General features: G+C 61.1%; 15 protein-coding genes. 5 read left to right on the forward strand and 10 right to left on the reverse strand.

From position 1 onward, the window contains the following. Positions 1-164 precede the first annotated feature (164 nt). Positions 165-968 (forward strand): hypothetical protein, encoded by an 804-nt coding sequence (locus ATE48_RS18035; RefSeq protein ID WP_066773999.1) that lies wholly within the window; start codon positions 165-167, stop codon positions 966-968. A gap of 97 nt (positions 969-1,065) precedes the next feature. Here ATE48_RS18035 and ATE48_RS18040 read toward each other — a convergent pair whose 3' ends face one another. From ATE48_RS18040 to ATE48_RS18050, 3 genes are all read right to left on the reverse strand, one after another. Then, positions 1,066-2,361: an alginate export family protein gene (locus ATE48_RS18040; protein ID WP_228126697.1), complete on the reverse strand. Its 1,296-nt coding sequence runs from the start codon at positions 2,359-2,361 to the stop codon at positions 1,066-1,068. Positions 2,362-2,511: 150 nt separating this feature from the next. Next, positions 2,512-3,735, reverse strand: a complete 1,224-nt coding sequence (locus ATE48_RS18045) for a S41 family peptidase (protein ID WP_066774008.1) — start codon at positions 3,733-3,735, stop codon at positions 2,512-2,514. A gap of 109 nt (positions 3,736-3,844) precedes the next feature. Continuing rightward, positions 3,845-4,270, reverse strand: a complete 426-nt coding sequence (locus ATE48_RS18050) for a hypothetical protein (RefSeq protein ID WP_066774009.1) — start codon at positions 4,268-4,270, stop codon at positions 3,845-3,847. Positions 4,271-4,394: 124 nt separating this feature from the next. Between ATE48_RS18050 and gatB the strand changes: the two genes are divergently transcribed. Both gatB and ATE48_RS18060 read left to right on the forward strand, forming a co-directional pair. Then, positions 4,395-5,876: an Asp-tRNA(Asn)/Glu-tRNA(Gln) amidotransferase subunit GatB gene (gene gatB, locus ATE48_RS18055; protein ID WP_066774010.1), complete on the forward strand. Its 1,482-nt coding sequence runs from the start codon at positions 4,395-4,397 to the stop codon at positions 5,874-5,876. Between the two features lie 310 nt (positions 5,877-6,186). Next, a complete protein-coding gene (locus ATE48_RS18060) occupies positions 6,187-6,519 on the forward strand; it encodes a gamma-glutamylcyclotransferase family protein (protein ID WP_066774011.1) in 333 nt (110 codons plus the stop codon). On the opposite strand, the gene ATE48_RS19895 is transcribed toward ATE48_RS18060, so the two are convergent. Both ATE48_RS19895 and ATE48_RS18065 read right to left on the reverse strand, forming a co-directional pair. Further along, positions 6,516-6,701: a hypothetical protein gene (locus ATE48_RS19895; RefSeq protein ID WP_156767852.1), complete on the reverse strand. Its 186-nt coding sequence runs from the start codon at positions 6,699-6,701 to the stop codon at positions 6,516-6,518. The two genes, ATE48_RS18060 and ATE48_RS19895, sit on opposite strands and share 4 nt — an antisense overlap. A 131-nt stretch (positions 6,702-6,832) precedes the next feature. Continuing rightward, complete coding sequence (locus ATE48_RS18065) at positions 6,833-7,330, reverse strand: RcnB family protein (protein ID WP_083197455.1); 498 nt, start codon at positions 7,328-7,330, stop codon at positions 6,833-6,835. A 296-nt stretch (positions 7,331-7,626) separates the two neighbouring features. On the opposite strand from ATE48_RS18065, the gene ATE48_RS18070 reads away from it, so the two are divergent. Further along, positions 7,627-8,394 (forward strand): glutathione S-transferase family protein, encoded by a 768-nt coding sequence (locus ATE48_RS18070; RefSeq protein ID WP_066774015.1) that lies wholly within the window; start codon positions 7,627-7,629, stop codon positions 8,392-8,394. Between the two features lie 165 nt (positions 8,395-8,559). After that, positions 8,560-8,829: an SEL1-like repeat protein gene (locus ATE48_RS18075; RefSeq protein ID WP_066774017.1), complete on the forward strand. Its 270-nt coding sequence runs from the start codon at positions 8,560-8,562 to the stop codon at positions 8,827-8,829. A 55-nt stretch (positions 8,830-8,884) separates the two neighbouring features. On the opposite strand, the gene ATE48_RS18080 is transcribed toward ATE48_RS18075, so the two are convergent. From ATE48_RS18080 to ATE48_RS18100, 5 genes are all read right to left on the reverse strand, one after another. Then, positions 8,885-9,622, reverse strand: coding sequence for a proteasome-type protease (locus ATE48_RS18080; protein WP_066774019.1), 738 nt, complete (start codon positions 9,620-9,622; stop codon positions 8,885-8,887). An 18-nt stretch (positions 9,623-9,640) separates the two neighbouring features. Then, entirely contained in the window at positions 9,641-10,576 is a 936-nt protein-coding gene (locus tag ATE48_RS18085) for an alpha-E domain-containing protein (RefSeq protein WP_066774021.1), read from the reverse strand. After that, positions 10,576-12,009: a circularly permuted type 2 ATP-grasp protein gene (locus tag ATE48_RS18090; RefSeq protein WP_066774023.1), complete on the reverse strand. Its 1,434-nt coding sequence runs from the start codon at positions 12,007-12,009 to the stop codon at positions 10,576-10,578. Before ATE48_RS18090 ends, ATE48_RS18085 begins: the two co-directional genes overlap by 1 nt. A 120-nt stretch (positions 12,010-12,129) precedes the next feature. Then, positions 12,130-12,591 carry a biopolymer transporter ExbD gene (locus ATE48_RS18095; RefSeq protein WP_066774026.1) on the reverse strand — a complete coding sequence of 154 codons (462 nt, stop codon included), beginning with the start codon at positions 12,589-12,591 and terminating at the stop codon, positions 12,130-12,132. A 95-nt stretch (positions 12,592-12,686) separates the two neighbouring features. Further along, the gene (locus ATE48_RS18100) at positions 12,687-13,388 is read right to left on the reverse strand and encodes a polysaccharide biosynthesis/export family protein (protein ID WP_066774028.1); all 702 of its coding nucleotides are present in this window, start codon (positions 13,386-13,388) and stop codon (positions 12,687-12,689) included. Positions 13,389-13,425: the final 37 nt, after the last annotated feature.

Raw genomic sequence — 13,425 nt, forward strand, 5'->3', positions numbered from 1 at the left:
CCGTGATTGTGTTTCGAGTGCAGGGCTCGATACGCAAGCCTCGCGCCCGGCTGCGGGGCTTTAAAATTGGGGAATTTCGAGTTTTTCCGGTTCGCATTCTCGCACCGCGCGAGAGGTGGCCTCCTGTTTGCACCTAGCCCGGCGAAATTCAGGAGAAACGGCAAATGACCGTTCCAACACGGTACATCCTCGCTGCGATCGCCTTTGGCGTCGCCGCCCTCGGACTCTTTTTGTTGCCGACGGACGCCTCCGCTTGCGGCAATGGCGGCTGCACGCCGCGTCCGCCGTGCCAGTCAGGCTGCAATCCAACTCCGCCGCCGCCAGCGCCGACCCCGTGCTGCGAGCGTCCGACCGTCGTCGTGCCGCCGCCGAACGTGCCGCCGCCGAACATTGTTATCGTCAACGCCGGTGCACGCGCTCAAGCGCAAGCCAGCGCGACCGCAATCGCAATCGCCAACGTGCGCACGGGCGACACCATCATTCGTCAGAATGTGGTGATGGAAGCGGGCGCCTCGGCGCAGGCTCAATCAGGTGCGTTCGCCGTCATGGAAGCTTCGGCGCAAGCCGAGACGGTCGCGCGTGAACGCGATCTGCTGATCCAAGCGATCTGCCTGGACACCCAGGGCAACCCGCATCCCGCTTCGCAAACGTTTGCCGGCCGCGATGTTGGTCAGGACTATGCCGGCGAAATCTTCCGCTGCATGTCGGGCACGCGCATGCGTTACACGGCAGGCGATCGTTCGTACGATTGCGAACAAGGCCAAGCGCTTTGGTATGAAGGCGGCCGTGTCGAGTGCCGCACGCAGATCGCGCGCCGTCCGTGCAACGAGCGCTCGCTCCTCCGCCGTCACGGCCCCGGCGATAAGCTCGTTCGTATTCGTGACACCGAGACTCGCACCACCCGCTCTGAAACCACCTTCAATGCCGCCATGACCATGGACGGTGGCGTCGGCCAAGGCGTCTGGTGATCCACAAGTTCTTCAACACCTAGCTCCACTCCCAACCACTTTCTCAAGGCCGCCTTTGGCCTGCCCCCGCAGAAGCGGGGGTTTTTGTTTGTAGTGATCAAAAGCGCAGCGTGACCGTGAGGTGTGCGTAGGTGACGTCGTGAGCGCCGCGCGTGGTGAGTTCATCGCCCACCGCAACATAGCTCACGTACGGATTGATCGAGACATTCTCGTTTGGGCGCCAGTTCAGCGAGAACGCGGCCGATGTCCCGACATAGGTTTCCTCGCCGCTGCTTGTGCCGGTGAGCGCGGTGCTGCCAGCATAAACGTAGTCTGCGGTTTCAGCGCGCCACAGGCTGGAGACTTTGATGTTCAGGCTCACATCCTCAACAGGTGCGAGGCCGAAGAGCGCCGCTGTTTCGATTGTGTTGGAGTAGCTGGCAAGGCCGTTTTGGCCGAACCATTGGCTGTTCGGGAACGGTGGTGCGAAGGTGCCTTGGCTCGAATCCGAGAGATCGGAGTCGCCGCTGCCGTAGGTAAACCGCGCGCCGATGCGCGGTGAGAGCGGCGACTCGGGAAAGCGCCGGCCGATGTCGAGCATGCTGCCTACAGCGCGAATGTCCTGCCCGCCGAAGGAGCCTCGTTGAACCATCACTTCGGAATCGTAGTCGAATTCGCCAGCGCGGCCTGAGAAGCGCGCGCCGAGGCTGATCCGATCGTCGTTGGCCGTTACGCCGGTGAGCGTGGCGGTGTCTCGGTCCAGCTCGTAGGCGTAGACATCGAGCGATGCCGGTCCTAGCGCTCGCTGCAACCGTAAGCCGTAAAGATCTTGGCTTTCGTCCGCTTGGTCATCGAAGGCGCCCTGATCGCTGCTGACCGGGCTGCCGCCGAAGATATCTGCACGCCAATGTCCGCGCTCGTAAATGAGCCGTGCGAGATCGTGGCGCTGGCGGACATTGCCGCTGTCGCGCGTGGTTACGAAGCGTGGGCCAAGCGAGAGTTCTTGGCGGCCAGCGCGGAACGTAACACGCCCGCCAGCGAGCGGAGCGGAGAGATCGAAGAAGGCTTGTTGCACATCGAACTCGTCGTCGTCGGTGGATGCGGGAAGTTCGCGGTCGATGCCGTCATGGGCGCCGAGCTGAACGAAGATTCGCGCGTTGTCTTCGAAGCGAAGGTCCGCGTGAAGCAACAGACGCTGCAATATCCAGCTGTCCTGTTCAGTGCCGATGCCGAGGCGTGGAGCGTCCAGCATGGAATAGCGCCACCGCGCATCGCCGCCGAACGAGACGTCCACGCCGTCTATGATCTCGATGTTCTTGAACTGAGCGCCGTAGGGTGCGCCGTCGGGCGCGAGCGTGCTCCAGTCTTCATCGAAGCGTTCAGGACGGAAAGGCGAGGTTTGCGCGTGCGCCAACGGAGCCGCGCCAAGGGCAGCCAGATAAGTCCCGGCAAGAAGCCGAACGCTTTTGAATATTCCCGCCGCCATAGTGTCCCGGCGCGGAACCTATCGCTGACCTCTGGCAGCCGGAAGCCCTCGCACGTTTGGCGTGCACCAAAAGGCGCCTTAGCCGATGGTTGTGCGGAGATCTGTGATCCCCGCTGCGAGGATATCCGCGCCTGGACCTGTCTTGACGTCAGGCTCGAGAAGCCAGCGCGGCTGGCCGCTGACCGCGTACACTGGCTCCGCCGAGTATTGGGCGCCAAGGCCGGTGCGATCGAGGCGCAGGGAGAATACTGCAGCCCCTAGCCCCATCGTACGCGTCCCGACGATGCGCGCGCCTTTGATTGTGCGCATGCCCATCGGGAAGCCCTCGGCCATGCTGGCGCTCCAATGGTCGACGAGGACGACGACTGGCGCTGCGTAAGTGAAAGGCCCGCGCGGATCGACGGTTTCGCTCCAGCGCTGGCCGAGCCCGCGTCCGCTACGACGGCGCATCAGTGCGTAGGGCGAGGGCGCGGTGATGAATCGTCCCATGATTGGACGTGCGACCGCGGTGTCGCCGCCGCCATTTCCACGGACGTCGATAACGAGACCACGTGTTTCGCGAAGGGCGGCTAGTGCGACGTCGAACGCTTCGACGGCGTCATTGTTGGCGAAGCTGGGGATGCGGATGTAGCCAAGGCCGTGTTCGAGCGTGCGGTGTTCGATGTCTGGATTTGAACGGCGCTGCAGCGGTAGCGCCACGTCGCGTGCTTGGCCGTCGGCGCCGCGTACGCGCATGCGACGCGGCTGGGCGGTGTGGCCGGCGACCGAGGCGTTGATGACGTAGCGATCGGCTTCGGCATCGGGGCGGCTCAGGCACCGTGGCATACGATCGGCAACGATTTGTTCGATGGCCACATCATCGACCGCCATTACGGTGTCGCCGACTAGAATGCCGGCGTCGGCAGTTGAGGAGTCCTCCTGCACGGCGGCGATGCGCACGTCGCGGTCGTGGCGCTCGACATAGAGATCATAGAGCGGCCAACGCAGTGCGCCGTCGGGTGGGTTGGTGAGGTGCGTGTGGGCGTCATAAAGCTCGCACAGTACGCGCCGCGTCACGTCCTCGAACTGTTCGTACGATTGTGCGCCGAGCGCTTGCGGCCGGTAGAGGCGGCGAACCAAATCCCAGTCGGTGCGCTTATCGCCGAAGAAGCAGTAGTGGTCGCGTAGCGTGCCCCAGAGTTCATCGAAATCCTGGGCCAGGGTGATGTCGTGCAACGGCTCGCTGGCGCGCGCGGAAGGCGCCGCCGCGGACAATACGCCAGCGCAGAGCGCGCGCCGAGAGAGCGTCGTCGGAAATGTCATTTAACGTGGCTCTTGAGGTTCGCGATATTCGGCTGGCCTAGATCGCAATGGTGAGGCTGGCCAGTCTGGACCGACGCGTTGCCTGCCCTGGTTCGGCTTTTCATACGGGTTAATGCGCGACGGTCACATCGAGTTCGGCCAATTGTTGGGCGCCGCACATGACGCGTACGGCGCGATAATGCTGAGCGATCGCGGGCCCGTCATAGCGCGCGGAAAAGGTGGTCACGATTTGTGGAACGATACCGGTGGGCCGCGTTGCACTGACGATGATTTGCTGCACCGGGATGGCGCTTCGATCGGCGGCGCCTGCGGTAAGTGTGACTGCGTAACCCGGGGTCGGCAAATCGACTTCGCCAGTGACGATCAATGTGCGCTGTGCGTTGGGGCCGGGCATTGCGTTGATGTGGGCCGACCAATTGCGCGCGTCGATGACCGGACAGTTTGATGTTTGCTCCGGCGGAGCGGATGGCGCCGACGTCGTCTGGCAAGCTGACGCCAACCCAGCCAAGCTGATGGCGAAACAAAGAGCCCTCATTTTGTCCTCCTCATTCTCGCCCCCTGCATAGTCTTGGGGCAGCCCCTCAAAATTGGGAAGTTTTTCGTTTGTTATCCGCACCCCGCCGGATGACGGGCCGCTTCAAATTGCCTAGATACCGGCCATGACCGAACTCGACGTACGCTCCGCCCGCCCCGATCAGCTCGTTTCGAGCGACAAGGGCAAATGGGAAATCATTGTTGGCCTCGAAGTCCATGCGCAGGTGACCTCGCAAGCCAAGTTGTTTTCAGGCGCCAGCGCTGCCTATGGCGGCGATCCGAACGCGCATGTCTCGCTCGTCGACGCGGCGATGCCGGGCATGCTGCCGGTCATCAACAAATTCTGTGTCGAGCAAGCGATCCGCACGGGGTTAGGTCTCAACGCGCAGATCAACAAGAAGAGCCGCTTTGACCGGAAGAACTATTTCTATCCGGATTTGCCGCAAGGCTATCAAATCAGTCAGTTCAAGGAGCCGATTGTCGGCGAGGGCGAGATCGAGATCGAGCCGGAAGGCGAAGAGCCGATCAAGATCCGCATCGAGCGGTTGCACCTTGAGCAAGACGCCGGCAAATCGATCCACGATCTTTCGCCGAGCGAAACCTTCGTCGATCTGAACCGCGCGGGCGTGGCGCTGATGGAAATCGTCTCTCGCCCGGATATGCGTTCGTCGAAAGAGGCGGCGGCTTATTTCAACAAGCTGCGTTCGATCGTGCGTGCGCTCGGTACATGTGACGGCAACATGGAAGAAGGCTCCATGCGCGCCGACGTAAACGTGTCCGTGCGTCGTCCCGGCGAGGAGTTCGGCACGCGTTGCGAAATCAAGAACGTGAACTCGACGCGCTTCATGCAACAAGCGATCGAATATGAGTCACGCCGCCAGATCGAGATCTTGGAGAACGGCGGAAAGATCGATCAAGAGACGCGCCTGTTCGATCCTGACAAGGGCGAAACACGGACTATGCGTTCGAAGGAAGACGCGCACGATTATCGCTACTTCCCCGATCCCGACTTGCTCCCCCTCGTGATCGATCAAGCCTGGATTGATAAGATCAAGGCTTCGTTGCCGGAATTGCCGGACGCGAAGAAGAAGCGCTTTGTCAGCGAATATGGTTTGACGCCGTATGATGCGGGCGTTCTTGCCGCCGATAGCGATACGGCGGCATTCTTTGAGACGGCGGCCAAAGGGCGTGACGGCAAGCTCGCGGCCAATTGGGTGACACAAGAATTGTTCGGTTCGCTCAATAAGAAGGGCATCGAGCTTTCAGATTCCCCCGTGAAAGCTGAGGCGCTTGGCGCGCTGCTCGACCTGATGAAGGACGGCACTATCAACGGCAAGATCGCCAAGGACGTGTTCGCTAAAATGCTTGAAACGGGTGATGCGCCGCGCGCCATCGTCGAGCGCGAGGGTCTGAAGCAAGTTACGGATACGGGCGCGATCGAAAGAGCCATTGATGAACTGATGGCCGCCAATGCCGACAAGGTCGCGGACGTGCAGAAAAATCCGAAGGCCTTTGGCTGGTGGGTTGGTCAGACCATGAAGGCGACGGGCGGCAAGGCGAACCCGGCCGTCGTGAATGACGTCCTGAAGAAGAAGCTCGGGGTCTGAGTGCTGAACCGTGAGCACGTCACTGACGCGCTGAAATTTTGGGAGCCCGCGCGGCTTGCCTACAATCTTGCGCTTGCGGCGACAGTCGCTTGGCAGTTTGCACCCTTGTATAGCGGTGAGACTGGCGGGATTGGCGAACCTGGTTTTCTGCGCGGCCTATCCTCTGGATCTGTTCGTTCAGGCGTCGGACTTTCGTGCTTCACGCGGTGTGTGGCGGTTGTTGATCTTGACGACGGGAACGCTCCTGGGTGTTTCCCTGGCGTGGTTGATGTCCGGCGGGATTGTGGCCGGCGCTTCGTTTGAATGAGCTATGGAGCGGCTCTTCTCTTACGGCACGCTAGACCAAGCCAAGGTGCAGGCTCAAACGTTCGGCAGATTGCTGAGCGGCGCGCCAGACGCGCTTGTTGGCTTCAAGCAAACGTTCCTCGAGATCACTGATGGCGATGTGCTTGCAAAAAGCGGTGAGCGCTTTCATCCGATCGTGACGCGGAGCGGCGATGGCGTCGATCGCGTTGCTGGGACAGTGTTTGAAATCACTGCAGCCGAATTGGCGGCGGCGGACGCTTATGAAGTTTCGGACTACGTGCGCGTTTCGGCGAAACTTGCGTCCGGCACAACGGCTTGGATGTACGTGCAGTGCTAGCGCGCGCGGGCAGTAAGCGGCGTGTAGCGCACAACGTGACCGGCCGCGCCGACAAGTGTGTTGACGCCAATCTCGTTGCGCAGATGCGTCTCGAACGAATGTGATTGGAACGATGCGAGACGATCGCCGCCCGGCATGAAGGCCTGCATCATTACGGCAAACCAGACATACATTAGCATCATGAGCGCCCCCCGAAGCGGAAGCGCCGAACGTTGATCAATTCGGTTACGTCGGTCTTAACGCATAAAGTTGCCCCGGAGGTGGGGAGGACCTCCGGGGCGCTTTATGAGCCGTCTCTACCAACCAGGGAGGGTTATTGGCTGGCGATGATGCCCAAGATCACGCCGGTTGCGATACCGACGAGGAGGTAATCGCCACGGTCGTCGCGGACATAGTGGTAGCCGCGCGGCGGGGGACGCAGGCGATAGTAGCGATAGTCCACCGGGCGATAGTAGTCGCGATAGTACGCGGGCAGACGTTCGCCGCGGCGCCACGCGCGATAGCCATAGTCGGCTTCGTCATAATAGGCGGACGGCGGCGGGCCGTAATGCCAGCGGCCACGATAATTGTAGCCGTTATAGCGACTATTGTCCCAATGATCGCGGCGAGCTTCGCGACGATCGCGACGATCGCGGTAATCACCACGGCGTCGGTCATCGCGGCGCCAATCACGGTCGCGACCATCGCCATCGCGGTCCCAACCATCATGGTCGTTGCCGCGGCGATGTTGCGCGGCGGCTTCGGTTGTCACGGCGAGCGGCGCTGCGAAGGTAAGAGCGGCCAGAGCCGCCGTTGCGAGGCGTTTCTTCATAACGAGGTCTCCTTCCTGCTTCCCTTGAACGGCCCCGTTCAAAAGAAGGTCCCTCTTCGCCATGGACTGTGTCAGCCGGTGACTGAACCTCACCTGAATCATCGCGGAACTTCGACGAGCAATTGCGCCGGTCCATGCCAAATAAGCGCGCACACAACACTTAGGCGCAACTTTAGTTAGGTTTTTGGCGTTTCTCACAAGGCCGTGAGCACTGGGTTTGTCTTTGCTTGCCGTGGCGTCTACTGGCGCTGCCTATCAGCGCACTCCATGTTCCTGGAACGTCTGGGAGCAAGCTGATGCAAGAGCCGATCGAACTCTATTTTTGGCCAACGCCGAACGGGCTTAAGGTTTCGATCGCATTGGAAGAGATGGGACTGGCTTACGTCGTTAAACCCGTCGCTATCGGCAAGGGTGAGCAGTTCAAACCAGACTTCATGGCGATCTCGCCGAACAATCGGATGCCGGCGATCATCGATCCAGACGGCCCAGGCGGCGCGCCGATTTCAGTGTTCGAGTCTGGCGCCATCCTGCAGTACCTCGGGCGCAAGACCGGCAAGTTCTATCCAAGTGATGAACGGGCGCGTGTCGAGGTCGATGAATGGCTGTTCTGGCAGATGTCCGGTGTAGGTCCAATGTTCGGGCAGGCGAGCCATTTTCGCAATTACGCACCGAACCTCGTCGATGATCCGGAGAAAGTCGCGTACGGCGTGACACGCTACAACAATGAAGTGAACCGCTTGCTCGGCGTGCTTGAGCGCAGGCTTGAAGGGCGAGAATTCATCGCGGGCGACTACTCGATCGCGGACATGGCGTCTTACCCCTGGATTAAGATCGCGGCGGTGTTCAGTCAGGACATGAGCGCGTTTCCGCGCGTTCAGGCTTGGCTTGATCGCATTGCTGAACGTCCGGCAACCAAGAAGGGCGCAGGCGTCGGCGCAGAGTTGCGCCGGCCGGCGCCCGCGCCGGGGAGTGCTGAGGCGAAAGAGGCAGCCAAGGCGCTCTTTGGTCAAACCGCGGCGTCGATTGCGTCTGCGGTTAACGAGAAGAAAACAGCGCAATCTTGAACGCGGCTAACGCGCATAAATTCTAATACGGCTTCCGCCGTTTAAGCTTATCGCAAGTAAAGCACGATAATGCTCCTCCCCGACGGCGCGAAAAATGCACGTCGGTGGGGGAAACGTACATGGCACAAGCCAGGCGTTTCCGAGTGGTACAAGGGAGCAGCCAAAATGGCGTTCACGGATTCAGAAATCGCGGAAGTGCACGAAGCTGTGCGCCGCCAAGGCGATAGCGACAATCTCTATAAGCTCGGCCTGATCTATTCGACCGGTCAAGACGTGGACCTAGTGCAAGCGCACATGTGGTTCAATCTGGCCGCTGCTCGTGGTTCAGACGCTGCTAAGGAATGCCGCCGCGAATTGTCGGACATGATGTCTCGCGATCTCATCGCTGAAGCGCAAAAGCGCGCTCGCGAGTGGCTTTCGGTAAAACACCACTAATCGGCGTTAGTGGCTGGCATGCTGATCGCCTGCGCGCCTGCGCGGGCGCGGGCCGTCAGTCGAACCAGGGCGGCGCGGGCAGATCGCGGTACGCCTTGCGCAGCGCCTCGGACCAATTCTCGCGAATTGTCCGGAAATAGCTGTCGTCTTCGGAAATGCGCTCGTGCACGGCGACGCGCTGCGTGTCGCGCTTGTAAACGAGCAGATCCGCTGGCAGCCCGACCGAGAAGTTCGAGCGCAGCGTCGAATCCATCGAGATCAGCGCGAGCTTAACCGCGTCATCGAGCGGTGTGTCGTAGCGCGCGACGCGATCGAGGATTGGCTTGCCGTACTTGGTTTCGCCGATCTGGAAAAACGGCGTTTCCGGCATCGACTCGATAAAGTTGCCTGCCGAGTAGATGTGAAACATCCGCATGCGCCGGCCTTCGATCTGACCCGCGAGGATGATCGAAGCATCGAAGAAGAAGCTCTGCGCAGTTTGGCCGCTCGCAATCGAGCTGAACACCTTGCGCACCGCATCGCCGACGAGCTGCGCGGCGTCATACATCGACTTGACCGTCATCAGCGTTTCGAAGGGCTCATCAGCGCCGATGCCCGCGCCTTCGAGAACGCGGGCCGTCACCGCCTGTGTGACCGCCAGATTTCCCGACGTCATCATCGCGATCACCCGATCGCCTGGCGCTACGACATGAAGCTTGCCGAAGTTTGCGATGTTGTCGGGGCCGGCGTTCGTGCGCGTATCGGACAAGAGCACTAGCCCGTCCTGCAGGCAGAACCCTACACAATAAGTCATCGATGGCTCCGAGGCGCCTTAGCGCATGTAATGTGCGGCGATCTGATCGCCCAATTCGGCAGCGCGTTCAATCTGCTGGGTGAGATGTTCATGCAACCCAGACTGGAAAATATCGCCAATTCGTCCGTATCGGAGCTGCGATGCAATGGCGCCGGCAATCCTGTGGCACTCACCGCGGCGTCCGCCGTGTGAGGCGGCGAGTTCATCAAGGCACTCGGTTATGGCGTCGTAGCAAGCGCGCAACGACCGTGGCATCTCGGGACGAAGCACGAGAAGTTCGGCCACGTTCCAGGGCTTGACCTCTTCGCGGTAGACCCATTGGTAGGCGCGGACCGCTGACACGGCGCGCAACACGCTGGTCCATTGATAGTAGTCGAGCATGCCGCCAACGCCTGAGGAGTCTTGCGGTAGGAGCAGGTGATATTTGACGTCGAGAATACGCGCTGTGTTGTCGGCGCGCTCGAGGAATGTGCCGAGGCGCGTGAACCAATAATTCTCGTTGCGCAGCATCGTCGTTTCGTACGCGCCGGAGAAGCGTGTCGAGATGGTCCGCACCCAATCCAATGTATCCGGGAGCAACGCGGCGGAGAAAGCATTCTCGGGTAGTTGCCGGGACTCGAGCCAGCCCTGATTGACTGCTTCCCACATGTCCCGCGTTAGCGCGCCGCGCATTGCACGCGCATTGAGGCGCGCCATATCGAGGCAGGAAATGATGGCGGAGGGGTTTGATGCGCCGGTGCAAAGGAAGCGCGCCGCATTCTCAGGTGTTACCGCCTGGTGGACTTGATCATAAAGCTGATCAACGCCCGCGGCGGTGAGAGCTGAACGCCATTCTTCGGTCTCGCTGAGCACGCCGGCCATGGATTGCGCCGCTTCGATCAGGCGCGCGAGATTATCCATGCGCTCCATGTAGCGCGCTAGCCAGAAGAGAGATTCAGCGGCGCGTGCGAGCATCACTTGGCGCCGTTCTGACGGGTGTGCAGCACCCAGGTGTCTTTGGTGCCGCCGCCTTGACTTGAGTTCACGACGAGAGAGCCATCGGTGAGCGCCACACGCGTCAGGCCGCCGGGCACGATGCGCATGCCGTCCGCGCCGGAAAGTACGAAGGGGCGCAGATCTACGTGACGCGGCGCTGTGCCATCCGCGACGAATGTCGGGCAGGTGGAGAGCGCCAACGTAGGCTGTGCAACATAGCCCGCCGGATTGAGGCGCAACTTCTTGGCGAACGCGTCGCGCGTTTTCTTTGTTGCGTGCGGGCCGACCAGCATGCCGTAGCCGCCGGAGCCACGCGTTTCTTTCACGACCAATTCTTCCAGGTGATCGAGCACGTAGGCGAGCGCGCCCTCGTTGGAGCAATCCCACGTAGGCACATTGTTGAGGATCGGTTCTTCGCCGAGATAGAACCGGATCATCTCCGGAACGTGCATGTAGATGGCCTTATCGTCGGCGATGCCGGCGCCAGGCGCATTTGCGAGCGCTACATTCCCTGCGCGGTACGCTTCCATTAGTCCGGGCGCCCCCAGTACGGAGTCGGCGCGGAAGACTGTCGGGTCGAGGAAATCGTCGTCGATGCGGCGATAGATGACGTGAACACGCTTCAACCCGCCTGTCGTGCGCATGAACACTTTCTTGTCGCGGACAACGAGGTCGATACCCTCGACCAGCTCGACGCCCATTTCATCGGCCAAGAACGAGTGTTCGTAGTATGCGCTGTTGAATTGACCGGGCGTAAGTACAACGACGCATGGCTCCTCCCCGCCCGGCGCCAGCGATCGCAGCGTTCGCAGTAAATCTTGCGGGTAGCGCGCGACAGGCTCGACGTTGATGCGCGCGAATAATTCGGGGAAGAGGCGCATCATCACCGAGCGGTTCTCCAGCATGTAGGAGACACCCGATGGAGTGCGGCAATTGTCTTCCAGGACGTAGAAATCGTTCACGCCGGTGCGCACGAGATCGATTCCGGCGATGTGTGTGTAGACGCCGCCCGGTGGTGTGACGCCCTGCATGTAGGCGCAATAGGCAGGATGGGTGTCGATGTGTTCGTTGGTGAGTTTGCCGGCGCGCACGATTTCCCGTGCGCCGTAGACGTCGGCGAGAAACATGTTCAGCGCCGTTACGCGTTGTTTCAGCCCACGTTCAAGGAAGGTCCACTCGTCGGCGTCCAGCACGCGCGGGATGATGTCGAATGGGATGAGCCGTTCGGTGTCGCCGCCTTCGGTGTAGACGGCGAAAGTGATGCCGATGCGGCGGAAGAGGCGTTCGGCCTCCTCGCGCTTGGCGCTTAGGGTCTGAGCTGGAGTTTGGGCGAGCCAAGCCGCTATTTCGGCATAGGCAGCGCGAACTTCGCCGTCAGTGCCGTGCATGTCGTCGAAAAATTGGCGCACCATTGCGCCGAGCTTGGATCAGGTTGCGCGCCGATGCGAGCCTGTCTTTGGCAGTTCCTTGCGCTGGCGCCCAAGAAACTGGCGCCGGGGTGAGGCGGCGCCGGTTTCCTGGGCTGGAGGCGATCAGTCCTCCTCGGCGGTTTGGGCCGCGAGCGTCACCTTTGCGAAGCCCTCGCCCTGAAGCTGATCCGTCACCGAGACGACGTTCTGATAGGCGACCTCTAGATCCGCGCGGATGAAGACGCGTCCTTCTCTGAGCACATCGTCTCGCACCAAAGCTGGGTCGGCGGACATGATGTGCTCGAAAGTTCGCGCACCGACTTGCTCAATTGTTGTCTCAGCGCCGCCGACAAAGAGGCGATAGCCGGAGGGCGCGTCGCGGAGTTCGACGATAGTTGGCTCCAAGAAGCGAGCAATGCTTGGTCCTGACTGAGCCAGATCCAGGCGCAGATCCGTTGTTGGCTTGGGTGCTGTCACCATGAAGATGATCAGCAGAACGAGCAGCACGTCGATGAACGGAATGACGTTCGGCTCTGATGCTGGTTGCATGCTCGCGCGGATGCGTGCCGCTGCTATGGCGCCCATCGACCCCTCCCGAGTTATCGGCTCGATCAGGGTGCGCACATGCATTCGCCGCGCGCCAATCACGCGCGCGCGAGGCTGTTCACAAGAGCGAGAGCTCAGTTATTCCGTGAACCGCCGCGCAGGTCGTAGTAGAAGCTGAACTGCACCGGCAGAGCATCGCGTACATATTGCTGCATGAATACGTTCACTTGGCTGATGCGTGAGCGCGGCACGTACACGACATCGTAGCGTTGCAGCGGCTGCGCTCCTGGGAAGCCATTTCGCATCGCGCGCATCGAGAGATCGATTTGCGTGACAATGCTTTGACCGCTCGCGCGGGAGAGGATCAGCACATCGCCCCTATGTGCGCTGGGCAGGAAGCCGCCGGCGAGCGCAACGGCTTGGAAGGCGTCCATATTCGCAGGCATCTGGTAAATGCCGGGGCGCGCGACTTCGCCGCCGACGAACACTTGCCGCGACCCGTAGGTGCGCGGCGTCACGGTGAGTTCGGGCATGCGTAAGTGGGCGGCGTAAGCGGAAACGAGGGTGTCGCGGAGCTCTTCGGCGGTGAGATCTGCGGCGCGTACGGCGCCGATCAGCGGCAACGCCAAGCGCCCATCAGGGGCGATGGTTGCGTTGCGGGAAAGTTCCGGAGCCGAAAAGATCGTGACCTCGACTTCGTCGCCGGGGAAAAACCGATAAACCGGTGTTTGGTCGCTGTAGACCATCGGTGAGGTAGCTTCGATCGCGGGCTCCGTCTGTGCGACGGCCGCGGGTGCAGCGAACAGCAACGCCAAACAGGCCAGCACGACGCGCATTCGAAACTCCAACACTTTGTTAGCGCGCTCGCGGTTA

It is taken from the genome of Candidatus Viadribacter manganicus, assembly GCF_001679665.1.
In the GTDB taxonomy this organism is placed as follows: Bacteria; Pseudomonadota; Alphaproteobacteria; order Caulobacterales; family Aquidulcibacteraceae; genus Vitreimonas; species Vitreimonas manganica.

Coding starts and splice junctions, on each gene's coding strand:
- ATE48_RS18035 (WP_066773999.1), top strand. CDS start 165: ATGACCGTTCCAACACGGTACATCCTCGCTGCGATCGCCTTTGGCGTC.
- ATE48_RS18045 (WP_066774008.1), bottom strand. CDS start 3,735: ATGACATTTCCGACGACGCTCTCTCGGCGCGCGCTCTGCGCTGGCGTA.
- ATE48_RS18050 (WP_066774009.1), bottom strand. CDS start 4,270: ATGAGGGCTCTTTGTTTCGCCATCAGCTTGGCTGGGTTGGCGTCAGCT.
- gatB (WP_066774010.1), top strand. CDS start 4,395: ATGACCGAACTCGACGTACGCTCCGCCCGCCCCGATCAGCTCGTTTCG.
- ATE48_RS18060 (WP_066774011.1), top strand. CDS start 6,187: ATGGAGCGGCTCTTCTCTTACGGCACGCTAGACCAAGCCAAGGTGCAG.
- ATE48_RS19895 (WP_156767852.1), bottom strand. CDS start 6,701: ATGATGCTAATGTATGTCTGGTTTGCCGTAATGATGCAGGCCTTCATG.
- ATE48_RS18065 (WP_083197455.1), bottom strand. CDS start 7,330: ATGAAGAAACGCCTCGCAACGGCGGCTCTGGCCGCTCTTACCTTCGCA.
- ATE48_RS18070 (WP_066774015.1), top strand. CDS start 7,627: ATGCAAGAGCCGATCGAACTCTATTTTTGGCCAACGCCGAACGGGCTT.
- ATE48_RS18075 (WP_066774017.1), top strand. CDS start 8,560: ATGGCGTTCACGGATTCAGAAATCGCGGAAGTGCACGAAGCTGTGCGC.
- ATE48_RS18080 (WP_066774019.1), bottom strand. CDS start 9,622: ATGACTTATTGTGTAGGGTTCTGCCTGCAGGACGGGCTAGTGCTCTTG.
- ATE48_RS18085 (WP_066774021.1), bottom strand. CDS start 10,576: ATGCTCGCACGCGCCGCTGAATCTCTCTTCTGGCTAGCGCGCTACATG.
- ATE48_RS18090 (WP_066774023.1), bottom strand. CDS start 12,009: ATGGTGCGCCAATTTTTCGACGACATGCACGGCACTGACGGCGAAGTT.
- ATE48_RS18095 (WP_066774026.1), bottom strand. CDS start 12,591: ATGGGCGCCATAGCAGCGGCACGCATCCGCGCGAGCATGCAACCAGCA.
- ATE48_RS18100 (WP_066774028.1), bottom strand. CDS start 13,388: ATGCGCGTCGTGCTGGCCTGTTTGGCGTTGCTGTTCGCTGCACCCGCG.